The organism is Cytobacillus sp. Bva_UNVM-123 (genome assembly GCF_046351715.2).
Lineage (GTDB): Bacteria > Bacillota > Bacilli > Bacillales > Cytobacillaceae > Cytobacillus.
This window is the reverse complement of the sequence record NZ_CM177772.1, coordinates 3713836-3738327: the sequence shown is the minus strand read 5'-3', so window position 1 is coordinate 3738327 and position 24492 is coordinate 3713836. Positions and strand designations below refer to the sequence as shown.

The window sequence follows — 24492 nt, the reverse complement described above, 5'->3', positions numbered from 1 at the left end:
TTCCTCCTTATTCATGCGAATATCGATTTATTATTTTCACCACATCATCAGCTGTTTTCGCTAAAAGCAATTTTTCTAAATTGCTTTGATCTGATAACATACTAGATAATTGAGACAGCGCCTTTAAATGTGATTCATTATCAATTGCCGCTAATACAAATATTAGGCGAACTTGATGCTCTGGCTTATCTGAGAAAGAGCAGCTTTGCTTTAGTTGTAGGAAACTCATACTAAGCTTGTTTACACCAGCTTCTGGCCGAGCATGTGGAAGGGCAATTTCTGGAGCAATAACGATATAAGGGCCCATGGAATGAACATTATGAATCATCGTATCAATGTAGCCTTGTGTAATCGAATGATCATTTAGCAACGGCTGTGCGGCATATTGTAAGGCACTCTCCCAGTTCTCTGCTTTATCTATAAATTGAATTTTATCTTCGGTAAGCAATTCATTTAACATCGGTTTATATAGCACCTCCATGTTGAATTCCATCTTGTGCTTGTAATATTTTTTTAATTCATTGTATAGCTTTTCTTCGTCTGTAATGCTTGCATGGCTGCGGATAATATTCATTAGTGCATCAATATTTGCAAGTTGAGAAACGGTTTGTTCAGGCTGAAGCTGCTTTAATAATAATTCCTTTTCTGTATTCGTTAAAATGGGATTGACAATATATACTGGCAGCTGTTTTTCTGTAATTGGAATAGTAGAAATAATAAAATGAATTCCGTGTAGTTCTCTTTTTTCGTACTCACGAACGGTCATAATATGAACAACATCTACTGTTGGCATTAATTCTTCAATTTGCTTCTGAAGAATTCGCGATGTACCAATTCCACTTGCACAAACGATAACAGCTTTTTGTCTCTTTTCTACTTGTACACCTTCTTTATCAATCCAACCTCCAAAATGCATAGCAATATAAGCAACTTCATCATTTGAAATGGTTTTATCTAAAACATATTCAAAATGGTGGACGACTTTCTTTGTTAGTATAAAAAGATCATGATATGAATCTTGCAGCGATTTTGCTAACGAATTATCTAATTTCACCCCATATTTAATTCGGAAATAAGCGGGTTTTAAATGAAAGAATAAATTGCGTTCCAGTTCCGTCCGGTTTTCGAAAAAAACACAAGAATACTTTTGAAAATCATCTACCATATTGGAAATGATTTGTTTCAAGCTCGCAGAATTTTGGTTATCCACTTTTGTCGGATGATAATTACTAATTTTTGCTCCTAATAGATGGGTAGTAATGTAATATGTTTCATCCTCCGGAACAATTATCTTGAAGGCGTTTTCAATTTCTCTACAAATATATTGGGCAGCCTTATGCTCACACGTATTTTTAATTACGTTCTTTTCAACTGGATCCATATAGATATGTTTTCCTTGACTAAAGCGTTTAATAAGTAAAAATAAATGAACACATAATGTTTGGATGACTTCATCAGTATAAAAAACCCCTGATATGGGCTCAGATTTCGTTAAAATTTGATAAATTGTATCTAAATAAAAATGATTTAAAAAATCATGGTTCGTTTGCTTCTCATGCTGAATAGTCGATTGAATTTCTGATAATAAGTCAAATCCACTTTTATATGTCATCACTTGTGATAAAAAATAAATGATTACTTTTCGTTTTTGTAATTCTTCACCTTCTACATAATATCCAGAAGTTTTATGAAATTTTAAATCAACTTGAAAGTGCTTTAGAAGCAATTTGAGCTCTCGAATGTCAGCTAGTAATGTACTTCGACTTACTTTCAATCGATCGATAAGTTCTTGCAGAAAAAGATTAGATTCCCTTGTCAAAATGAAGATGGCAGCCCATGCCACTCGTTCTTCAGGAGAAAACTCATAATCCTTTTCTTGATTAAATTGTGAAAGCTTCGTTCTAATCTTTTTCTTAGATTTATCATCAAGATAAAATCCAGCTGTTCTAATATAAATAAGTTTTTCTAAATGATTATCCTTTAACCAATCATTAATTTTTCCGACATCATAGTAGACTGTACGTTTGGAAACATTCAACTCTTCCATTAGTTCAAGGGGGGAAACAAATGATGGTGCGTAAGCAATCTTGGTTAGTACGGCAATGCAGCGTTGGTCTAATATCACTTGGAGCGCTCCTTCCTTCCAAGCTGAAAAAATCAATTATAAATATAAGAAAATTCCCTCTATTTCAATTATACTACTCATCGTTTTAAACAGAAGTCCGATTGTTGTGAAAATCATTTTGCAAAAATTGCACTCTCGAAAGCACTCTTTCTTTGAAAACTTTCATAGAGCGGAAAATAGCGGTGTGAAAGGATAAATACATTTTTCTAGCCTGTCTGCATAAATATATAGAAGAATGCTTTTTCAGGGAGGGAAATACATGAAAAACCGTTATTTACTTTGTTTGCTAGTATGTGGAGCACTTCTTTATATTGCAGTTCCTAGGCTAAATATTTTTAGTGAAGGGTTGCAAGGGATTTTTGCTATTTCGTGGCTAGCTTTTGCACTTATCGTTATAGCTGGCAATTTAACAGCTTTGCTATACGTTCCAAAGAAAGTTAGCAAGAGAGAAATTCAAGTGCTAAATGATAGAAAAAGAGCACGTTCCTTTTATCGATAACAATTGAAATGAGTTAACTTAATCCATACCGAATTGAAATCAAGACGTTATTAACCGTATAATGAAATTATAGGAAATTTAACTTTATTCAGGGCAATTTGTTAATCCCAAAAATAATGAGTTGATTTTATAACATTTATCAGAAATGATCTAAATATTAGCTGAATAAAGTTAGAGCCTTTGGCGGATGCATTAGATTTTTAGGGGGGATTATCGAACTAGTTCGATAAAAGAGTCTGTGCGCAAATTCGCCTTGGCGAATTTGAAATGATAAAGGGTGAACGTCTTGGCTACGAAGCATGAACAAATATTACGTTATATTGATGAATTACCAGTTGGAGAAAAAATATCTGTCAGACAGATTGCCAAGGCTCTAACAGTGAGTGAGGGAACTGCATACAGAGCGATAAAAGATGCAGAAAACAAAGGGTATGTCAGTACGATAGAACGTGTGGGCACAATCCGAATTGAACGAAAGAAGAAGGAAAATATTGAAAAACTTACTTTTGCTGAAGTAGTCAATATTGTTGATGGGCAAGTATTGGGAGGAAGAGACGGCCTGCATAAAACACTGAATAAGTTTCTAATTGGTGCAATGCAGCTTGATGCGATGATGCGTTATACAGATGCAGGAAGCTTACTCATTGTCGGGAATCGAACGCGTGCACATGAATTGGCCTTAAAGGCTGGTGCAGCTGTGCTTGTCACGGGAGGATTTGATACAGAAGAACATGTAAAAAAGCTAGCAGATGAGTTGCAACTCCCGATTATTTCTAGTAGCTATGACACTTTTACTGTTGCGACGATGATTAACCGAGCGATTTATGACCAATTAATTAAGAAGGAAATCGTGCTTGTCGAAGATATTTTAACACCGCTCAAGGAGACGGTATATATAAAAACGACGGATACCGTTGCAGATTGGCTACATTATAATCGCGAAACTAGACACGGCCGTTTTCCTGTTGTTGATCAAAACATGAAGGTGCAGGGGATGGTAACATCTAAAGATATTATGGGACATGAACCTGATACCCCAGTTGAAAAAATCATGACGAAAAACCCTATGACCGTAAGAGGCAAGACAAGTGTAGCTTCATCGTCTCATATGATGGTTTGGGAAGGGATAGAAGTTCTTCCCGTTGTTGATGATTCTAATAAGCTTGCTGGAATTATTAGTAGACAAGATGTGTTAAAGGCCTTACAAATGATACAACGACAGCCGCAAGTTGGGGAGACAATTGATGATATAGTCACAAATCAACTTGTTTTAACAAGGGAAAAACCAAAAGGTGAAGATACATACAGGTGTGAAGTAACTCCGCAAATGACGAATCATCTTGGGACAATCTCTTATGGAGTGTTTACAACGATTGTTTCTGAAGCAGCGAACAGAGTGCTAAGAAATTATAAAAAAGGGGATCTTGTCGTCGAAAACATGACCATTTACTTTTTAAAGCCTGTGCAAATTGAAAGCACGCTTGAAATTTATCCGAAAGTATTAGAAGTTGGGCGGAAATTCGGAAAAGTTGATGTAGAAGTTTTCAATGAAGGGGTACTTGTCGGTAAAGCAATGATGATGTGCCAACTAATTGAGAGATAAAACAAGCCGTTCCTATTATGGAACGGCTTTCCCAAATTAATTATTTTTGGCTTCCTCGACAGCGAGGGGAAAATAATATTGATAGGCTTTCACACCCCCAAATATATTATAGCCACCTAAGAGGATGAAGATGACGGCAATAATATAGGTAACAGTGTTCCCGTTTAAAAACAGTTGGTTTACTCCAAAAAGAGTGACAAACAAACCAAGAGCAACAGATGACTTTGACGAAATCCATTTTCTTTCTACAGGCCGCTTGCTTCTTACATACTTCACTTTATAAAATATATAAAATGAAAGGGAAATTGTAATTAAAATGACTAAAATAGGCATTTCATAACCTCCGAGTTTCATCAATCTGCTTCCATTTTAACGGGAAACCGAAAAAAATGCTATAAGTTGTGTTTCATTACTATTTTTTAAAAGGAGATTCAAATGAAAAATAAAATATTGGATTTGATTAAACAATATGAAACAATTATCATTCATCGACATGTTCGTCCTGATCCAGATGCGTACGGTTCACAGGGTGGGCTAGCCGAGATTTTGAAGGCATCATTCCCTGATAAAAATATTTATACAGTAGGAAAAGAGGAGGAAACACTCCACTATCTCCGCAGACTTGATCAAATTCCAAATAGTACTTATGAAGGTGCATTGGTCATCGTATGTGATACAGCAAATGCTGAAAGAATTTGTGACCATCGATATGATTTAGGAGATAAACTTATAAAAATCGATCATCATCCGAATGAAGACCCCTATGGGGATTTGATGTGGGTGGATACGGATGCTAGTTCTGTCAGTGAGATGATTTATGAGTTTTATTTAGCTGGAAAAGATAAGGGCTTAAAAATGTCTGATGAAGCTGCAAGATTATTGTTTGCAGGAATTGTTGGCGATACTGGGAGATTTCTTTTTCCAAGTACTTCAAAGAAAACATTCGCTTATGCGGGTGAATTAATTCATTACAACTTTTCTAGACATGAGCTATTTGACAAAATGTATGAACTATCACCGAATGTTGTAAAATTAAACGGCTATGTGCTCCAAAATTTTGAGCTAAAACAAAATGGTGTCTGTGTCATGATTTTAAAGAAGGAATTATTAAAGGAATTTCATGTTAAACCTTCAGAAGCTTCACTGCTTGTTGGCACCCTTGGAAATATTGCCGGTATTAAGGCATGGGTGTTCTTTATTGAGGAAGAGGATCAAATTCGTGTTCGCTTGCGTTCAAAAGGTCCGATCATTAATGGCATAGCAAGAAACTATAATGGCGGTGGGCATCCTCTCGCAGCAGGTGCTTCCATTTATTCCTGGGATGATATGTATGCTGTCATCAAAGATTTAGAAGAAGTGTGTAAAAACTAATGAAAAGCCCGGCGTAATGCCGGGCGATTTAATGGTCAATCCAATCTTATATCTAATTGGATGGATAAGGTTGTATAAATAACGATCTCTTTTACTTCAACACGATAACGTTTTTCATTCACTTTAAAAACTTTATTCTCGATAATCTTTCTAATTAACTCTCTACTTTTATAGACGGTATCAATATCCTTAGCTAACATCATATTAATATCTTCTTTTAGTTGCTCTTCAATTTCAAAGACACTGTACGAATCCATCTTATATTTTTCACTATTTTTTATTTTGATTTTTATTTCTTGAATGGTTAGCTGTTCACGATTTATTTTATTTAATTCTTTAAAGTCCTCTTGCCATATTTTTATATCATCTTTAAGCTTATCGATCTCCTCTCTTTGTTTTTTTATAAGCATACTATATTTTTCATGCCACTCCCCAAATATAAATAAAAAAATAAACCAGCTAATGATCCCGCCAATCGCTGCACCTGCTAAGAAACGCTGCCAAGATGATTGGCGATAATAGGGAGGGATTCTCATGAAACATGCTCGCCTGTTAGCCAGTTTATGAGCATTGCACCAGTTTGAGCCCCACCTAGCGCAGCTAAAATTAATAAAAATTGCTTGAAAATATCCTTCGTTTGACCATCTAGAACGCCTCTTTCAAAGCTGTATACCGTATCAAATGTTCCGCCAATCGCTGCAATAATGGCCCAAATTCGAATGATATTAGAAATGCGATAGGCTTCAGTTAAAGGTGGCTTTCCAGTTAAAAAAGCTGCTAGACTGCCAATAATCGATCCACCTATGAGGACACCGAAAGCAATAAAGTAACTATCAAGTAAAGAAGCAAAAAAAGGTTGGATTTTCATACTCATCCTTCCTAACTATACGAATTTTCTAAAGGCTCAATTGCGGGAAGCTTGCTTTATAAATCATATGGACAATCCTTTAAAATTATGATATTTACTAAAAACATTATTTGTCATTAAAACGAGAACATATTTTCTTTTTTCAAATGACCGTCCTATAATAGATATATATAGAAGAGTAAGGGTGTGAACGAGTGTGTCATTTATTCACCTTCATGTATATAGTGCATATAGTTTACTTTCTAGCACAGCTACGGTTGAACAATTAGTTGCGAACGCAAAACAAAAAGGGTTTTCAGCTCTTGCGTTAACCGATCGCAATGTGATGTATGGGGCGATCGCTTTTTATAAGGAGTGTTTAAAACATAAAATCAAACCAATTCTCGGCTTAACGGTTGATGTCTTAAGTGCCAAGACGGCTTCAGAGTCTTACCCTCTCGTCCTTTTAGCCAAAAACAATACTGGTTTTCAAAATCTCTTAAAAATTACAAGTGTCGTTCAAACAAAATCTCCAGATGGAATTCCTGTAAAGTGGCTGAGAGCTTATTCAAAAGGATTAATTGCCATTAGTCCAGGGTTAGATGGGGAAATCGAGCATGAATTGGAAGGCGATGAATATGAGCAGGCGAAAAGTGTCGCCGAGCAATATCAACATATTTTCGAAAAGGGACAGTTTTATCTTACCCTTCAAAATCATCAAACAGAGCGGGAAGCAAAGGTTCAAGCCGGTATTAAGAAAATCAGTTCAGAAACTGGTATCCCATTAACCATTTCTAATCAAGTTTATTATTTAGAAAAAGAGGATTCTTTTGCACATGAATGCTTATTAGCGATTAAAGAAGGTGTGAAATTAGCTGATGAAGGATTCGTTCGACTTGATAGTGAGGAATATTATTTAAAAACAGCTGATGAGATGATTCAGTTATTTTCTACACACCCAGAAGCATTGCAAAATACGATTGAAATTTCTGAGCAATGTAATGTTATGCTGGAGCTTCATCAGCAAAATTTACCGAAGTATCCTGTCGAAAATAATCGCTCTGCTGCTGCCCTACTTGAGGAAGTTTGTTGGAAAGGATTTCATGAAAGGTATAAAAACCCTTCGGAGGAGCATATAAAACGTCTTCAATATGAGCTTCATATTATTCAGAAAATGAAATTCAGTGATTATTTCTTAATCGTGTGGGATTTCATGCGTTTTTCTAAAGAAAACGGGATTTTGACTGGACCTGGAAGAGGTTCAGCGGCTGGTTCAATGGTTGCATATGTTTTATATATAATCGATGTTGATCCGATCGAGCACCATCTTTTATTTGAGCGGTTTTTGAATCCAGAAAGAATATCTATGCCAGATATCGATATTGATTTTCCTGATAATAGACGTGATGAAGTCATTAAATATGTTTCACAAAAATATGGAGAACTTCATGTAGCACAAATTATTACATTTGGAACACTTGCAGCCAAATCTGCACTTCGAGATGTCGGCAGGGCGTTTGGGTTGACTCCACAAGAACTGGACATTCTTTCACGTAAAATCCCGTCGAAGCTAGGAATAACTTTAAAGGCTGCATATAAAGAATCGAACTCATTAAGAATGTTTATTCATGAGTCTTCCTCGAATCATAAGCTGTTTGAAACAGCACTTAAACTCGAAGGATTGCCGAGACATACATCTACCCATGCAGCTGGGGTTGTGATTAGCGAAACCCCACTAGTGGAGGTCATTCCGATTCAAACTGGCCATGATGATGTATATTTAACACAATATTCGATGGAACATCTAGAAGCTGTTGGTTTGCTTAAAATGGATTTTTTAGGATTAAGGAATTTATCCTTAATTGAAAATGTTTTAACTTCCATTCAAAGAAAAACAGGAAAAGCATTGCAAATAAAAGAGATTCCACTAAATGATCAGGCAACCTTTGCATTATTAGGAAGTGGAAATACGTCAGGCATATTCCAGCTTGAAGCAGAATATGTCCAAAGAGTGCTGAAAAAGCTGCAGCCAACTAGTTTTGAGGATATTGTTGCAGTGAATGCTTTAAACAGACCAGGTCCGATGGAGAATATTCCGCTTTTTATCGATAGAAAACATGGAAAGCAAGAGATTGAATACCCTCACCCTGATTTAATTCCAATTCTTGAAAGCACGTACGGTGTTATCGTTTATCAGGAGCAGATTATGCAAATTGCTGCAAAAATGGCTGGCTTTTCACTCGGGGAAGCCGATTTATTGAGGCGAGCGGTAAGTAAAAAACAACGGGAAGCACTTGATAGAGAGCGCGGACGTTTTGTTCAAGGCTCATTAAAAAATGGCTATGATGAAAAGAAAGCTGAGGAGATTTATGATTTGATCGTCCGTTTCGCAAATTATGGTTTTAATCGCAGCCATGCAGTTGCCTATAGCTTTATTTCTTATCAGCTCGCATATTTAAAGGCGCATTATCCATTACATTTTATGGCGGCATTGCTTACGTCAGTAAAGGGAAATGATGAGAAGGTTGCACAGTATATTAGAGAATTGAAGCAAATGAATTTGTCGATTCTTCCACCATCTATCAATCATAGCGGCTATTCCTTCATCGTTGAAAAAGAATCAATAAGATTCAGCTTGGCAGCCATTAAAGGGGTTGGGCTAGCGGCATTGAAGGAAATTTTTCATGCACGGAAAAATAATCGCTTTACAGATTTATTTGATTTTTGTATTAGAGTGTCACAAAAAGCCGTAAATCGTAAAGTGTTGGAAGCGTTAATACATTCTGGCAGCTTCGATGAGTTTGGGAAAGATCGTGCAGTTTTACTTGCGACGTTAGATGCAGCGCTTGACCATGCTCTTTTATTAAAAACAGATGATGAACAGTATGAATTTTTTAGCGATGATCAGTTTTTTCCAAAACCGATATATACAGAAGTTGAATCAATGTTAGCCGAAGATAAGCTTGCTCGGGAAAAAGAGGTTCTTGGCTTATATTTATCAAATCATCCTGTATCAGTTTTTGAACAATATGTACCGCGATTAGGCGCCTTGCCACTCATAGATTTAAAACCATCTGCAAAAAAGGTAAAAACAATTGCATATATAGCAGAAGTGAAAAAAATTCGTACAAAAAAAGGCGTACCGATGGCGTTTCTATCATTAAGTGATGAGTCAGATGATATGGAAGCAGTTGTTTTTCCGACAGTTTACAGCCGTTTTTCTGCTTTTTTAATACAAGGTGCCATACTTGTGATTGAAGGAAAAATGGAAGAAAGAGAAGGGAAACGGCAGCTCATTATTCAGGAAATAGAACATGTAAATTCTGCTATTGAAAAAGTAGAAGATAAAGAACCAATTTTATATTTGAAAATAATGAAAGAAAAAGAAAATGCTGATCTGCTTTATGCTTTAAAAAATATTTTTAAACGGAATAGTGGGAATATCCAAGTTGTTATTTACTATGAAAGTACTCAAAAAAGAAAGCGTTTAGGTGATGAAGATCGGATAAATTCATCGAAAAATGTAATGGATGAACTAAAAGAAATTCTTGGTGAAAACAACGTAATCCTAAAACGATGACACTTTACATCAACAATAAATATGTTATATTCTAAAGAGGTAACTGGTCTGACCACCTATTATAACAGTTAAGTTTAGCAGTTTGATTGGGAGAAATAAATGTGTTACTAGTTGTATAAAGTTTAAGCCTCCATCGTGCTTTTGATTTAGAGCAAGCTTGATATGAAATTGGACAAGATTACGTCAAAACAAATAAGATTAGAATTATTTTATAGGAGTGATGTTGCTTGACTTTACGCGAAGAAGCTTTACATATGCATAGAGTAAATAAAGGAAAATTAGAATCCAAATCTAAAGTTCCAGTGAAAAATGCTCGAGATTTGAGCTTAGCCTATTCTCCTGGGGTTGCTGAGCCTTGCAAAGAAATTTATGATAAACCCGAAACCGTTTATGAATACACAATGAAAGGCAATATGGTTGCCGTTGTTTCTGATGGAACCGCCGTTCTTGGATTAGGCAACATCGGCCCTGAAGCTGCCTTACCTGTTATGGAAGGGAAAGCTGTTCTATTTAAAAGCTTTGCTGGCGTTGATGCTTTTCCAATTTGTTTAAATACGACAGATGTTGATAAAATAGTAGAAACTGTTAAATTGCTTGAACCGACATTTGGTGGGGTAAATTTAGAAGATATTGCAGCCCCACATTGTTTTGCTGTCGAAGAGCGCTTAAAGAAAGAAGCAAATATTCCTGTGTTTCATGATGATCAACATGGGACAGCAATCGTTACAGTTGCAGGTCTTGTGAATGCATTAAAGCTTACGAATAAAAAATTAAATGAAATTCGTGTTGTTGCAAATGGTGCTGGAGCAGCAGGAATTGCAATCATTAAGCTTCTTTACACATATGGAGTTAGGGATATTATTATGTGTGATACGAAAGGCGCGATATATGAAGGCCGTCCACAAGGAATGAATGATATCAAAAGCGCTGTGGCGAAATATACAAATCGTGATAAATTAAGCGGTAGTTTAGCAGATGTAATTAAAGGAGCAGACGTTTTTATCGGAGTTTCAGCTGCTGGATCGTTAACATCAGAAATGGTTAGCTCTATGAATCAAGATCCAATCATCTTTGCTATGGCAAATCCAACTCCTGAAATCATGCCTGAAGAAGCAAAAGCTGCTGGAGCTGCTGTCATAGGGACAGGAAGATCAGATTTCCCGAACCAAGTTAATAATGTTCTCGCTTTTCCAGGGATTTTCCGTGGAGCTTTAGATGTAAGGGCTACTCATATTAATGAAAAAATGAAAATAGCCGCTGTTGAAGCAATTGCCAGTTTAATTAAAGAAGATGAATTAAATGCGGATTATGTTATCCCTGGTCCTTTTGATCCAAGAGTTGCCCCTGAAGTAGCGGCAGGTGTGGCAAAAGCAGCAATGGAAACAGGAGTTGCGCGGATTAAGGTTGACTTAGAGGAAATAAAGGAAAAAACAAGACGACTTGCCATTATCGGGAAAAGTGAGTGAGTTCTTGACGTGAATCAGCCTGAAAAAGGGACAAAGATATATATTTCAATTGTTAATCGGCTTCGAACCATGATCGAAAAGGATGGTCTAAAAGCGGGTGATAAAATACCTTCTGAACGTGAGTTATGTGAGCGCCTGAATGTCGGGCGCTCTTCCGTTCGTGAAGCATTAAGAGCTTTAGAGCTTCTTGGCCTCATTGAAACAAGAAGAGGAGAAGGAACTTTTATCCGTGATTTTGAAGGACATCAGTTTGTTCAGTTGCTTGCCACTTTTATTTTGCAGGATGGAAAAGCAAAAAGAGATATTATTGAAACAAAATATTTGATTGAAATGGATTGTTTATGGTTAGTTTTATATAAAGCAACAGATGAACAAATACTTTCTTTAAATGAGTGGACAAAATCTTCTCATTTTACAGATGATGAATTTTTCTTACAAGTTGTCCAATTCGCTGATAATCATTTATTCATGAGAATATGGACAATATTAAAAGATTATTACAATGCTTTAAAGCTTGACAAAGAGGAGCCACCGAAACAAGATTATGTGCAATTGACGAATGCACTATTATTGAGGCAAGAAGCTGTATTAAGACAGGCCTATCAAGATTTAAGAAAATTGTCGAAAGGTTTATGACAGCTTTTTACACATTTTGTAATATTATTACTCTATAGTAAATAGGATAACGGACAATGTTTGTTTGCCTATTTTATTTTTTAGGGGCAAGTGGTCTGACCACTTCGAGGTCATCTGCAATATTTATGATGATTTACAAAATGTTGCTCGTCAAAAAATTCGAAAATAGCCTAAATTGTATAGAGGAAAGCGAAAGTCGACTGTTTAGCGAATCTGGACAAGATTGCCATTCGAAAGTCCAATTGCTAATAGGAGCTAAAGCTAGACATGAGGAGGTTTCATCTTGTTAAATATTTTTACAAAACCAAAGAAAAAGAAATATGCAACAATCCCTTCAGAGGCAGCAAAACAAGACGTACCTGAAGGAATAATGACAAAATGTCCGAACTGCAAAAAAATTATGTATACGAAAGAAATCATGAAAAATTTAAAAGTATGCCTTCATTGCCAATACCATCATTCAATGAATTCAAAAGAACGTCTTGAGAGCTTTTTAGATCCTAATAGTTTTGAGGAATTGAATGCTGGTATGATTTCAGAAAATCCTTTGAATTTTCCGGATTATCTAGAAAAGATAGAAAAGGATAGAAAAAAGACGAATATAAATGAAGCAGTAGTTACTGGCATCGGTAAAATTGATGGGCAATCAATCGTTATTGCTGTTATGGATTCAACATTTCGAATGGGCAGCATGGGGTCTGTCGTTGGGGAAAAAATCACGCTTGCCATCGAAAAGGCTGATGAGTTATCCGTTCCATTTCTTATTTTCACTGCTTCTGGTGGTGCACGTATGCAAGAAGGTGTTCTTAGTTTAATGCAAATGGCAAAAACAAGTGTTGCACTTAAAAGATTCAGTGATAATGGCGGATTAATTATCTCTATTATGACACACCCAACAACTGGCGGTGTTTCAGCAAGCTTTGCTTCACTCGGAGATTTTAATTTTGCAGAGCCTGGAGCTTTAATTGGTTTTGCCGGCAGAAGAATTATCGAACAAACCATTCGCGAAGAGTTGCCTGAGGATTTTCAGACAGCTGAATTTCTTTTAAAACATGGACAACTTGATGCTGTCATTTCAAGATTAGAACTTAAAGATAAAATTTCAAGTATTGTATCGATGCATGAACAAGGAGGTGACCTCGAATGGTAGGAGAATTAGAATTTGAACGTCCAGTTATTGAGCTTAGAAAAAAAATTGCTGAGCTAAAGGAATTTACGAAAAGTGCAGATGTAGATTTATCTTCTGAAATTGACAAACTGGAAGCGAGACTAGAGAAACTAGAAAAAGATATTTATGATAATATGAAGCCATGGGATCGTGTTCAAGTTGCACGCCATCCGGGGCGTCCGACAACTTTGGATTATATTCAATTTCTATTTGAAGACTTTTTCGAATGTCATGGAGATCGAGTATTTGGTGATGATGAGGCGATTGTTGGCGGGATTGCGAAGTTTAAAGGACTTCCAGTGACGGTAATCGGCCATCAGCGTGGAAAAGATACGAAGGAAAATATTCGCAGGAACTTTGGCATGCCGCATCCTGAAGGATATCGCAAAGCACTAAGATTGATGAAGCAGGCAGAAAAGTTTAGACGCCCGATTATTTGTTTCATTGATACAAAAGGGGCATATCCGGGAAAAGCAGCTGAAGAACGTGGGCAAAGTGAAGCGATTGCCCGAAATCTATTTGAAATGGCTAGTTTAAAAGTACCTGTTATTTGTATAGTCATCGGTGAAGGTGGCAGTGGTGGTGCTTTAGCGTTAGGGGTTGGAAATCATATTCATATGTTAGAAAACTCTACATACTCCGTTATTTCACCTGAAGGTGCTGCTTCCATTTTATGGAGAGATGCCTCTTTAGCGAAAAAAGCTGCTGAAAGCATGAGAATCACAGCACCTGACTTAAAGGAATTAGGAATTATTGATGAGATTATTCCTGAAGTAAAAGGCGGAGCTCATAAAGATATGAAAAGGCAAGCCGAAGAGATTGAAATCATTTTATATAAATCTTTAAAGGAGCTTAAAGCCCTTAGTGAAGCTCAGCTCATCAATCATCGCTATGAAAAATATAAAGCAATCGGCAAGGTTTCAAATGTAAATGAAGTTATTGGAGTAAATTAAAACGTGCAACAAGCACGTTTTTTTTATTACATCTACCGTGATTGAGTTGTGATAGATGTCCCTTCATGTTATTTTATTAATGAAACCACTATGAAAGTGCACTTTTCTAAAGATATTATTTTCCAGGTGGAGGGAGATTACTTTGAAGCGAATCGGAGTGCTTACGAGCGGAGGAGATTCACCAGGTATGAATGCGGCAGTTCGAGCCGTCGTACGTAAAGCCATTTATCATAATGTTGAGGTTTTTGGCATTTATGGGGGATATTCTGGATTAATCAGCGGAAATATTAAGAAACTTGAGCTTGGTTCTGTAGGGGATATTATTCATCGAGGTGGAACGATTTTATATTCTGCAAGATGCGAAGAATTTAAAACAAAAGAAGGTCAACAAAAAGGAATTGAACAACTAAAAAAACACGAAATTGAAGGGCTTGTCGTCATTGGTGGCGACGGCTCATATCATGGTGGGAAAGCTTTGTTTGAATATGGGTTTCCTTGTATCGGTGTTCCAGGAACAATTGATAATGATATTGCTGGTACACAGTTTACGATTGGGTTTGACACTGCATTAAATACAGTTATTGATGCAATTGATAAAATTCGTGATACAGCAACGAGCCATGAAAGAACATTTATTATTGAAGTAATGGGAAGAAATGCAGGTGACATTGCCCTATGGGCAGGACTTGCAGGTGGGGCAGAGACCATTATTATTCCTGAAGAAGGCTATAATATGGATGAAATAGCTGCTCGCCTAGTTAAAGGCCATGAACGCGGTAAAAAGCATAGTATTATCATTGTTGCTGAAGGTGTTATTAGTGGTATTGAATTTGCTAAGCAGGTGAAAGAGACAACAAGTTTTGATACACGCGTCTCAGTGCTGGGCCATATGCAGCGTGGTGGTTCACCGACTGCATTTGATCGGGTCCTTGCAAGCAGACTTGCTTCAAGAGCAGTAGAACTCCTTCTTGAAGGAAAGGGAGGACGTGCGGTCGGGATAGTGAACAATCAAATTGTTGACCACGATATTAATGAGGTTCTTAGTAAGAAGCATACAGTAGATCTTAGTTTATATAACTTATCAAAGGAACTTTCTATCTAGGTAATGCTTTGCTGAACGTAGCTAAATTAAAAAGTGTTTTTAATAATTGTTAATTGGAGGAAATGAAGATGCGTAAAACGAAAATCGTTTGTACGATCGGCCCTGCTAGTGAAAGCTTGGAAAAATTAATTCAACTTATTAATGCTGGAATGAATGTAGCTCGCTTAAACTTTTCACATGGAAATTATGAAGAGCATGGGGAAAGAATTCGGAATATCCGTGAAGCTGCAAAGAGAACGGGGAAAACGATTGCGATATTATTAGATACAAAGGGTCCTGAAATTCGGACACATAATATGGAAAATGGTTCCATTGAATTATCCGCAGGTAATGAAATCATAATCTCAATGAATGAAATAGAAGGAACAAATGAAAAATTCTCCGTTACATATTCTGGACTTATCGATGATATTGAAATGGGTTCAAAGATTTTGTTAGATGATGGTTTAATTGGTCTTGAAGTCGTACATATTGATCATTCAGCAAATGAAATTCGCACAAAAATCTTAAATAGCGGAACTTTAAAAAATAAAAAAGGTGTTAATGTACCCGGTGTTTCCGTCAATCTTCCGGGAATTACGGAAAAAGATGCGAATGATATTTTATTTGGGATTGAACAAGGAGTTGATTTCATTGCAGCTTCTTTTGTTCGAAGAGCATCAGATGTTCTTGAAATTCGACAGCTTTTAGAAGAAAATCAAGCGACATATATTAATATTATCCCTAAAATCGAAAATCAAGAAGGAGTCGATAAAATCGATGAAATTCTTGAGGTTTCTGACGGTTTGATGGTTGCAAGGGGAGATCTTGGCGTTGAAATCCCTGCTGAAGAAGTACCATTAGTGCAGAAACAGTTAATAAAAAAATGTAATGCTCAAGGAAAGCCTGTTATTACGGCAACTCAAATGCTGGATTCAATGCAGCGCAATCCTCGTCCGACTAGAGCGGAAGCGAGTGATGTTGCGAATGCTATTTTCGATGGAACAGATGCGATTATGCTGTCTGGTGAGACTGCTGCAGGCTCTTATCCGATAGAAGCTGTTCAAACGATGCACAATATAGCCTCACGTGCTGAGACCGCCTTAGCACATAAGGAAATTCTCTCATCACGTAGCAAAGATAATAAGCATAATATTACAGATGCCATCGGCCAATCTGTTGCCCATACGGCTCTAAATTTAGATGTAGCTGCGATTATCACTCCAACTGAGAGTGGACATACAGCAAGAATGATTTCAAAGTTTCGGCCAAAAGCTCCAATTGTTGCGGTAACTTCGAATGACCATGTATCTCGACGATTAGCATTAGCATGGGGGGTTTACCCACAAATGGGGAAAAAAGCGGCAACAACAGATGATATGCTAGATACAGCCGTAGAGGAAAGTTTAAATAGCGGGATAGTTTCATCTGGTGATTTAGTTGTGATTACAGCTGGTGTTCCGGTTGGAGAAGCTGGGACAACGAATTTAATGAAAATACATGTAATCGGTGATATTCTTATAAAAGCTCAAGGAATTGGTCGAAAATCAGCTTTCGGAAAAGTGGTTATCGCTAGAAATGCAGAAGAGGCAATAGCTAAAGTAACAATGGGTTCCATTTTAGTAACCCTCGGTTCCGACCGTGAGATGATGCCTGCTATTGAGAAATGTAGCGCATTAATTACAGAAGAGGGTGGCCTAACAAGTCATGCTGCCGTTGTAGGGCTTAATATTGGAATTCCAGTTATCGTTGGTGCAGAAAATGCAACAAAGGAATTAAAAGATGGTCAAGAAATTACGGTTGATTCCAATCGGGGTGTAATTTATAACGGACATGCAAGTGTTCTTTAATAAATAGTTCTATCATTCTGATGTAATTCAAGCATTCTGCAAGAATGATGCTAAATTAAACTTTATATATTGAGGTGGCATCGTGCGCTATATTCTTTTATTAATCATCATCATTCCAGTTGCGGAAATAAGTGTTTTTCTTTTATCGGGAAATATTATTGGGGTATGGCCAACGATTGCCATCATTCTTCTTACCGGAATTATCGGTGCTTATTTAGCGAAGAAGCAGGGGCTGGAAACACTCAGAAAGGCACAGGAGCAAATGCGATATGGTCAAATGCCGAGAGAGGCTATTTTAGACGGGATATGTATTCTATTTGGTGGGATTTTGCTGCTAACTCCTGGGTTTATTTCGGATATAATCGGTTTATTGATGCTTATGCCTCCAACAAAACCTATTTTTAAAAGGTTGATTTTGAAAGGTTTCCGTAAATGGATAGATCGAAATACGATTACGATAATAAGATAATCAAAAAGCTAAAGGTCACTCTTATCGCAAGAGTGACCTTTTCTTTATCACAGATTAACGGGCTGTAAGACCCCAACTGATTGAAGTTTCACTTTACGCCTTACTACCATTTCCGTTTCCTTTAATATATGCCCATAAATCACGAAAGACATTTGCTCGATGAAGAGTTGTTATGATAACTAGCGTTACAGGTCCAACAATTAATCCAAGGAATCCAATTAATTTAAAGCCGACAAACAAGGCAACTAATGTTGCTAAAGGATCGAGTCCGATGTTTGAAGAAAGAATTTTCGGTTCCATTATTTGCCGCTGAACGAGAACAATGGTATACAAAACCCCAATTCCGATTGCCATTCCCATATCACCAGTAATGGCTGCATATATTACCCAAGGAACAAAGATTAAACCTGTGCCTAAATAAGGAATGATGTCAACGATACCAGCGATTAATGCGATAGTAATGGCATAATCAACTCGCATAATAAGAAGTCCAATCAAGATAATGACAGTTGAAATTGATATTAATGTAGCTTGCGCTTTAATAAAACCAAAAAGCGCCTTCTTTAAATCAGCAAATACTGTTTTACTGCTCGATTTAGCTTTATTCGGAATCAATTTGCCGCCTAAAGCTGAAAGGCGATACCAGTCCTTGCTTATAAAAAATGTTCCTAATAGTGAGAAAATGAGAACAGTGGCTGCATTAGGGAACCAAGAAATAATATTTGGGATTTTACCGAAAAGATTTTGGATAAACGAACCTAAAGTTGTTCCAATTTTCTTACCCACACTTTCGATATTAGCTAAAATGGCATCTTGCTGCCCAGTATCTAAATTGCTTAATAAGCTTGTCAACTGATTATATAACGGGATAATTTGAGCAGCAAAAAACTGTTCAATATAATTAATTAATGTATCTAAATGTTCTGGAACGACTTTGGCTAAATAATCTGCACCAGAAACAATCTCTACAATCAATAGGGTAATTAATCCCGCAAACAACCCAATAAGTAAAACGATACTAATGAGAACAGAAAGCGCCCTAGGCATTCGCCCTTTTTTCTCTAGGAAATTGACAAGTGGATTGATTAGAAAAGCAATGGCAAATCCAATTAGAAAAGGGTAAGCTACTTTTGCTAAAAAGAAAAAGCTAATAAAAAAGAGAAAGATACAACCGATAACTAATAGGAATCTTAACGTTCGAAATATGTATTGGTAATTCAACAAATAACCTCCCTTACTAATATCATACACTATTTTACTACGCATCTGAAAAAGAAAAAGATTCATCTTCAGAGCAGAAAAATTATTAATAAAATAAAACTATGTTAGAATAATAACAAGGATTGGAAGGGTGAAAAACTTGTTTAACCAACCGCTCGTATTTTTATTGCTTTTGCTAGTCATTAGTTTCATCGCAAAAAACCAATCTTTAATGATTGCAGCTATTATACTTATTGCGCTTAAGTTAATTGGTTTAGATTCAAAGGGTTTTGGGTTTTTACAGTCGAAAGGAATTAATTGGGGCATTACAATCATTACTATCGCAGTCCTTGCTCCTATTGCTAGTGGTGATATTGGTTTCAAGGAATTGATAGACGCCTTTAAATCACCAAATGCGTGGATTGCTCTCGTGTCCGGCATCGCAGTTGCACTTCTTGCTAAAGGTGGGGTAGGCTTGCTTGCTGAAGAACCACATATTACGACAGCTCTAGTTGTCGGTACGATTATTGCAGTTTCATTTTTTAGAGGGGTTGCGGTCGGTCCACTTATCGGTGCTGGTATTGCTTACTTAGTAATGAAGCTATTTGAGTTTCTTAAATGACTATACTATGCAAAATATTCTTTCATTAATTTATGTTTCAAAAAAGTCCTATGAACTAAATTCAAAACAAATTCTAAGCTTTTCTAATAAAATAATAAATTTTTCACATTTTCGTCACTTTTCATTCCCAAATGTCAGATTTTTGTTTATAATAGGACTTGAAAGTTCAAGCTTTATATAAAATAAATGAAAATTAACAAGAGTCACTTTTTTGAAAAAACAGAAATGTAAGCATTTTCTTTTTTGAAATACTGTCGAGCAATCGCTCGATTTGTTTTCGATTTTTTAAATTATTTTCGGTCCCTGTAGCTTGACTTTATTAGTCGGCTTTAAAGGCAATTTAAGCCTATATAACAAATGGGTTTTTTCAATAGTTGAATAAATGGGATTCAACTTTAAAAAATGAAACAGACAAAAGGGTATGGGGAAATTTTTAAAGTTAAAGCCTCCGGCGGATGCCTCAGATTTTTTAGATGAAGTTTATCGAGCAAGCTCGATAAAAATCTGGGCGCAAATTCGCCTTGGCGAATTTGATTATGAAAAGGAGAGATTCAGGATGACAGTAACACGCGGTCTTGAAGGGGTAGTCGCGACTACTTCGTCTATCAGCTCTATCATTGACGACACTTTAACGTATGTAGGCTACGATATTGATGATTTAGCTGTAAATGCAAGCTTTGAAGAAGTAATTTATCTTCTATGGCACAGAGAGCTTCCTACTTTATCTCAGTTGGAGGAGTTAAAAAATCAATTAGCTGATAATGCTGAATTACCGAAGGAAGTAATAGAACATTTTAAGATGTATCCGATTGATAAAGTTCACCCAATGGCTGCTCTTAGAACAGCTGTTTCTCTTTTAGGATTATATGATGAAGAAGCCGACTTAATGGATACTGAATCCAACTATAAAAAAGCGATGCGTTTACAAGCGAAGATGCCAGCACTTGTGACAGCATTTGCAAGAGTACGGAAAGGCTTAGAGCCGATTGGACCAAGAAAAGATCTTGGGTTTGCGGCTAATTTCTTATATATGTTAACAGGAAAAGAACCAGAGCCAATTGCGATTGAAGCATTTGATAAAGCTCTTGTTCTTCATGCAGATCACGAATTAAATGCATCAACTTTTACTGCCCGTGTATGTGTAGCAACATTGTCAGACGTTTATTCTGGAATAACAGCCGCTATCGGCGCTTTAAAAGGCCCATTACATGGTGGTGCCAATGAAGCGGTAATGAAAATGTTATCAGAAATCGGCACTGTTGAAAATGTGGAGCCTTACGTACGTGAAAAGTTAGAGAAAAAGGAAAAGATTATGGGTTTTGGTCATCGCGTCTATCGCAAAGGTGATCCACGTGCAAAGCATTTAAGAGAAATGTCAAAAAAGTTGACTGATTTAACTGGCGAATCTCATTGGTATCAAATGTCAGAGAAAATTGAAAGCATTGTTACAGGAGAGAAGAATTTACCACCAAATGTAGACTTCTATTCAGCGTCTGTTTATCATAGTTTAGGAATTGATCATGATTTATTTACACCGATCTTTGCTGTGAGCCGCGTATCAGGTTGGCTAGCACATATTCTTGAACAATATGAGAATAATCGTTTAATTCGCCCTCGTGCAGAGTATTCTGGACCAGGAATGCAAAAATACATTCCAATTCAAGAGCGCTAATCATTAAGCTCAGTAGTTTACTTTTTATTATTAAATTGCTGTAATATAGAGAGAGCAGATAAAGGTTAGGGGCGTTGCCTTCTAACCTTTGATTCTGATAGAAAAACAATTGCCTTTTGTCATACATAAAAAGGGATGGGCTAGTTGTTTATGCATTATAAAAATGGAGGGAAATAATATGCAAGGTGAAAAAATCACGGTAAGTAATGGGGTATTAAACGTTCCAAACAATCCAGTCGTTCCATTCATTGAAGGAGATGGAACAGGTCCTGATATTTGGGCAGCTGCTTCAAAAGTTTTAGACGCTTCTGTTGAAAAAGCGTACAATGGTGAGCGCAAAATTGTTTGGAAAGAAGTTTTAGCAGGAGAAAAGGCGTTTAATCAAACGGGTGAATGGCTTCCATCTGAAACTTTAGATGTCATTAACGAATATTTAATTGCGATTAAAGGTCCATTAACAACGCCAATCGGCGGTGGAATTCGCTCATTAAATGTGGCCCTGCGCCAAGAGTTGGATCTTTATGTATGCTTGCGTCCAGTTCGCTGGTTTGAAGGTGTACCTTCACCAGTTAAACGCCCTCAAGATACTGACATGGTAATCTTCCGTGAAAATACTGAAGATATTTATGCTGGGATTGAGTATGCGAAAGGCTCTGACGAAGTGAAAAAAGTCATTTCTTTTCTTCAAAATGAACTTGGAGTAAACAAAATTCGCTTCCCAGAAACATCTGGAATTGGCATTAAGCCTGTTTCAGAGGAAGGAACGAAGCGATTAGTTCGCGCAGCTATTGACTATGCAATTAAAGAAGGACGTAAATCTGTAACGATTGTACACAAAGGAAATATTATGAAGTTCACAGAAGGCGCATTTAAAAACTGGGGTTATGAGCTTGCTGAACAAGAATATGGTGATAAAGTATTCACTTGGGCACAATATGACCGCATCAAAGATGAACAAGGTACTGATGCAGCAAACAAGGCTCAGGCAGATGCGGAAGCAGCTGGTAAGATTATCGTGAAAGATGCGATTGCTGATATTTTCTTGCAACAAATTTTAACACGTCCAAAAGAATTTGATGTTGTCGCAACAATGAACTTAAATGGAGACTATATTTCTGATGCACTAGCAGCTCAAGTTGGTGGAATTGGAATTGCTCCTGGAGCAAATATTAACTATGTTACAGGGCATGCTATCTTTGAAGCTACTCACGGTACTGCTCCAAAATATGCTGGTTTAGATAAAGTTAACCCTTCATCTGTCATCCTATCTGGCGTATTAATGCTTGAACATTTAGGCTGGAATGAAGCTGCTAACCTAATTGTAAAATCTATGGAAAAATCAATTGCTTCTAAAGTAGTCACATATGACTTCGCACGACTTATGGACGGTGCAACAGAAGTGAAATGCTCCGAATTTGCTGATGAATTAATTAAAAATATGGATTAATTACGATATACTTTGAGAGGAGCTGCATGACTGCAGCTCTCCTTACATATTTTTTGGAATTGCTCTGTTAAAGGGAATTGCTAATTTATGCACCTGTTGATTAGAGCGGAAGGTGCGAGACTCCTGCGGGAGTAAGGGACAGGGAAGACCCCGCAGGTGCGATAGCGCTGAGGAGGCTTCCGGACCGCCCGGCGGAAAGCGAGCAACCTGGAGCGAAAATCTATAGCCAAGTTTAACAGAGCTTTTGGAATAAAAAGTTTCAACATTTTTCTAAATAAAGGGGAGAAGAACTATGTCATTAAAACGAAAAAAGATTTCTGTAATTGGTAGCGGTTTTACTGGAGCAACGACTGCTTTTTTACTTGCTCAAAAGGAGCTAGGGGATGTTGTATTAGTTGATATTCCTCAAATGGAAAATCCAACAAAGGGTAAAGCGTTAGACATGCTTGAAGCTAGTCCTGTTCAAGGCTTCGATGCAAATATCATCGGAACTTCAAATTATGAAGATACGAAGGATTCTGATATCGTTGTCGTTACAGCTGGAATCGCTCGTAAGCCTGGTATGAGCCGTGATGACTTAGTCCAAACAAACCAAAAGATTATGAAAAGTGTTGCACAAGAAATTGCTAAAAACTCTCCTAACTGCTTTATCGTTGTATTGACAAACCCAGTTGATGCCATGACATATACAATCTTTAAAGAATCTGGCTTCCCAAAAAATCGTGTTATCGGTCAATCTGGTGTACTAGACACCGCACGTTTCCGTACATTTATTGCTCAAGAATTAAATCTATCTGTTAAAGATATTACTGGTTTTGTTCTTGGTGGGCACGGAGATGACATGGTGCCTCTAGTTCGTTACTCTTACGCAGGTGGCATTCCACTAGAAACATTAATTTCAAAGGATCGTCTTGATGCGATTGTTGAACGTACACGTAAAGGCGGCGGAGAAATTGTCAATCTACTTGGCAACGGTAGTGCATATTATGCTCCTGCCGCATCTTTAGTAGAAATGTGTGAAGCAATTTTGAAAGACCAACGCCGTGTTCTTCCATCTATCGCTTATCTTGAGGGCGAATATGGTTATGAAGGAATTTACTTAGGTGTACCAACAATTTTAGGTGCGAACGGAATTGAAAAAGTAATTGAGCTTGAATTAACGGCTGATGAAAAAGCAGCATTGGATAAATCTGCAGAAGCTGTTCGCGGTGTAATGGCTGTTTTAGCCTAGTTTTCTTATAAAAAATTCGGGGTATCCCGAATTTTTTTATTTATTCGTTTAGTTGATAATTGTACTTATTCGTTTTTAGCGCAAATAAATGTTATAATATCTTAATAAAACTGAATTGTTTTACTACTTGTGAATCTTTATATTTGCTTCATTATTTTTGGAGGTGCAGAAAATGCTGCTTGGCAGAAAGCGAAAATTAGGAAGAAAAATTGAAGAAATTTCTGTCGGAGAAAAATTAACATTAACCGAAAAAATCGAAGATAAAGACTTACTTTTATATCTTGGACTTACAAATGATGCGAGTCCACTGTATATTCAGCATGATTACGCTTCACAAACGCCGTATAAAAAACCAATTGTTCCTAGTATTATGATAAATGGCATTATAAACTCTGCTGTTTCAAAATATTTGCCTGGACCTGGAAGCCATGTTTTGAAACAGGAAATCGAATATGTAAAACCGGTTTATCATTATGCTACTATACAGTTTCTTTTTGAAGTAACAGAAGTAAGTAACAGTAATCATACTATTCAGATTCAAGTGACAGGCACAAACGAAGAAAATGAAGCGGTTATTATTGGTACGTTACTTGTTTGCCCACCACATAAAATACATACAATGGAAGGCGAAGCACTCGAAAATTTCTAAAATGCTGGCATTCAGTGAGGGTG

General features: G+C 36.8%; 21 protein-coding genes. 16 read left to right on the top strand and 5 right to left on the bottom strand.

Annotated elements, in window-relative coordinates:
• Window positions 1-7: 7 nt before the first annotated feature.
• Window positions 8-2125 (bottom strand): BglG family transcription antiterminator, encoded by a 2118-nt coding sequence (locus KDN24_RS19110; RefSeq protein ID WP_409972887.1) that lies wholly within the window; start codon window positions 2123-2125, stop codon window positions 8-10.
• 259 nt (window positions 2126-2384) lie between these two features.
• Here KDN24_RS19110 and KDN24_RS19105 point away from each other — a divergent pair, with 259 nt between their 5' ends.
• Both KDN24_RS19105 and KDN24_RS19100 read left to right on the top strand, forming a co-directional pair.
• Window positions 2385-2624 carry a hypothetical protein gene (locus KDN24_RS19105; protein ID WP_409972886.1) on the top strand — a complete coding sequence of 80 codons (240 nt, stop codon included), beginning with the start codon at window positions 2385-2387 and terminating at the stop codon, window positions 2622-2624.
• Window positions 2625-2910: 286 nt separating this feature from the next.
• On the top strand, window positions 2911-4227 hold the full coding sequence (locus KDN24_RS19100) for a DRTGG domain-containing protein (RefSeq protein WP_409972885.1): 1317 nt from the start codon (window positions 2911-2913) through the stop codon (window positions 4225-4227).
• 36 nt (window positions 4228-4263) lie between these two features.
• Here the strand turns inward: KDN24_RS19100 and KDN24_RS19095 are convergent, their stop codons facing one another.
• Window positions 4264-4560, bottom strand: a complete 297-nt coding sequence (locus KDN24_RS19095; RefSeq protein WP_409972884.1) for a YtpI family protein — start codon at window positions 4558-4560, stop codon at window positions 4264-4266.
• 102 nt (window positions 4561-4662) lie between these two features.
• Between KDN24_RS19095 and KDN24_RS19090 the strand changes: the two genes are divergently transcribed.
• Window positions 4663-5598, top strand: coding sequence for a DHH family phosphoesterase (locus tag KDN24_RS19090; RefSeq protein ID WP_409972883.1), 936 nt, complete (start codon window positions 4663-4665; stop codon window positions 5596-5598).
• Between the two features lie 35 nt (window positions 5599-5633).
• Here the strand turns inward: KDN24_RS19090 and ytrI are convergent, their stop codons facing one another.
• Together ytrI and ytrH are read right to left on the bottom strand one after the other, a co-directional pair.
• Window positions 5634-6134, bottom strand: coding sequence for a sporulation membrane protein YtrI (ytrI, locus tag KDN24_RS19085; protein ID WP_409972882.1), 501 nt, complete (start codon window positions 6132-6134; stop codon window positions 5634-5636).
• Window positions 6131-6466 (bottom strand): sporulation membrane protein YtrH, encoded by a 336-nt coding sequence (gene ytrH, locus KDN24_RS19080; RefSeq protein WP_409972881.1) that lies wholly within the window; start codon window positions 6464-6466, stop codon window positions 6131-6133. Before ytrH ends, ytrI begins: the two co-directional genes overlap by 4 nt.
• 196 nt (window positions 6467-6662) lie before the next feature.
• Here ytrH and dnaE point away from each other — a divergent pair, with 196 nt between their 5' ends.
• The 8 genes from dnaE to KDN24_RS19040 all read left to right on the top strand — a co-directional run bounded on the left by dnaE (window position 6663) and on the right by KDN24_RS19040 (window position 17648).
• Window positions 6663-10025, top strand: coding sequence for a DNA polymerase III subunit alpha (dnaE, locus tag KDN24_RS19075; protein WP_409972880.1), 3363 nt, complete (start codon window positions 6663-6665; stop codon window positions 10023-10025).
• A 227-nt stretch (window positions 10026-10252) separates the two neighbouring features.
• Complete coding sequence (gene ystJ, locus KDN24_RS19070; protein ID WP_409972879.1) at window positions 10253-11491, top strand: NADP-dependent malic enzyme; 1239 nt, start codon at window positions 10253-10255, stop codon at window positions 11489-11491.
• A gap of 69 nt (window positions 11492-11560) precedes the next feature.
• Entirely contained in the window at window positions 11561-12127 is a 567-nt protein-coding gene (locus KDN24_RS19065) for a FadR/GntR family transcriptional regulator (RefSeq protein ID WP_409973141.1), read from the top strand.
• Window positions 12128-12407: 280 nt separating this feature from the next.
• On the top strand, window positions 12408-13277 hold the full coding sequence (gene accD, locus KDN24_RS19060; protein WP_409973140.1) for an acetyl-CoA carboxylase, carboxyltransferase subunit beta: 870 nt from the start codon (window positions 12408-12410) through the stop codon (window positions 13275-13277).
• Complete coding sequence (accA, locus tag KDN24_RS19055) at window positions 13271-14248, top strand: acetyl-CoA carboxylase carboxyl transferase subunit alpha (RefSeq protein ID WP_409972878.1); 978 nt, start codon at window positions 13271-13273, stop codon at window positions 14246-14248. The genes accD and accA overlap by 7 nt, the downstream gene beginning before the upstream one ends.
• Before the next feature lie 142 nt (window positions 14249-14390).
• Window positions 14391-15350 (top strand): 6-phosphofructokinase, encoded by a 960-nt coding sequence (pfkA, locus tag KDN24_RS19050; RefSeq protein WP_409972877.1) that lies wholly within the window; start codon window positions 14391-14393, stop codon window positions 15348-15350.
• A gap of 68 nt (window positions 15351-15418) precedes the next feature.
• Window positions 15419-17179, top strand: a complete 1761-nt coding sequence (gene pyk / locus KDN24_RS19045) for a pyruvate kinase (RefSeq protein WP_409972876.1) — start codon at window positions 15419-15421, stop codon at window positions 17177-17179.
• Between the two features lie 82 nt (window positions 17180-17261).
• Window positions 17262-17648, top strand: a complete 387-nt coding sequence (locus KDN24_RS19040; protein ID WP_409972875.1) for an FxsA family protein — start codon at window positions 17262-17264, stop codon at window positions 17646-17648.
• A 93-nt stretch (window positions 17649-17741) separates the two neighbouring features.
• Here KDN24_RS19040 and ytvI read toward each other — a convergent pair whose 3' ends face one another.
• Window positions 17742-18869 carry a sporulation integral membrane protein YtvI gene (ytvI, locus tag KDN24_RS19035; protein WP_409972874.1) on the bottom strand — a complete coding sequence of 376 codons (1128 nt, stop codon included), beginning with the start codon at window positions 18867-18869 and terminating at the stop codon, window positions 17742-17744.
• Between the two features lie 139 nt (window positions 18870-19008).
• Here ytvI and KDN24_RS19030 point away from each other — a divergent pair, with 139 nt between their 5' ends.
• The 5 genes from KDN24_RS19030 (at window position 19009) to KDN24_RS19010 (ending at window position 24469) form a co-directional block, all read left to right on the top strand.
• Entirely contained in the window at window positions 19009-19470 is a 462-nt protein-coding gene (locus tag KDN24_RS19030; RefSeq protein ID WP_409972873.1) for a DUF441 domain-containing protein, read from the top strand.
• 556 nt (window positions 19471-20026) lie between these two features.
• Complete coding sequence (gene citZ / locus KDN24_RS19025) at window positions 20027-21142, top strand: citrate synthase (RefSeq protein ID WP_409972872.1); 1116 nt, start codon at window positions 20027-20029, stop codon at window positions 21140-21142.
• A 178-nt stretch (window positions 21143-21320) separates the two neighbouring features.
• Complete coding sequence (gene icd, locus KDN24_RS19020; RefSeq protein WP_409972871.1) at window positions 21321-22589, top strand: NADP-dependent isocitrate dehydrogenase; 1269 nt, start codon at window positions 21321-21323, stop codon at window positions 22587-22589.
• A gap of 292 nt (window positions 22590-22881) precedes the next feature.
• Complete coding sequence (mdh, locus tag KDN24_RS19015; RefSeq protein ID WP_409972870.1) at window positions 22882-23820, top strand: malate dehydrogenase; 939 nt, start codon at window positions 22882-22884, stop codon at window positions 23818-23820.
• A 172-nt stretch (window positions 23821-23992) separates the two neighbouring features.
• Entirely contained in the window at window positions 23993-24469 is a 477-nt protein-coding gene (locus KDN24_RS19010; protein WP_409972869.1) for a MaoC family dehydratase, read from the top strand.
• Window positions 24470-24492: the final 23 nt, after the last annotated feature.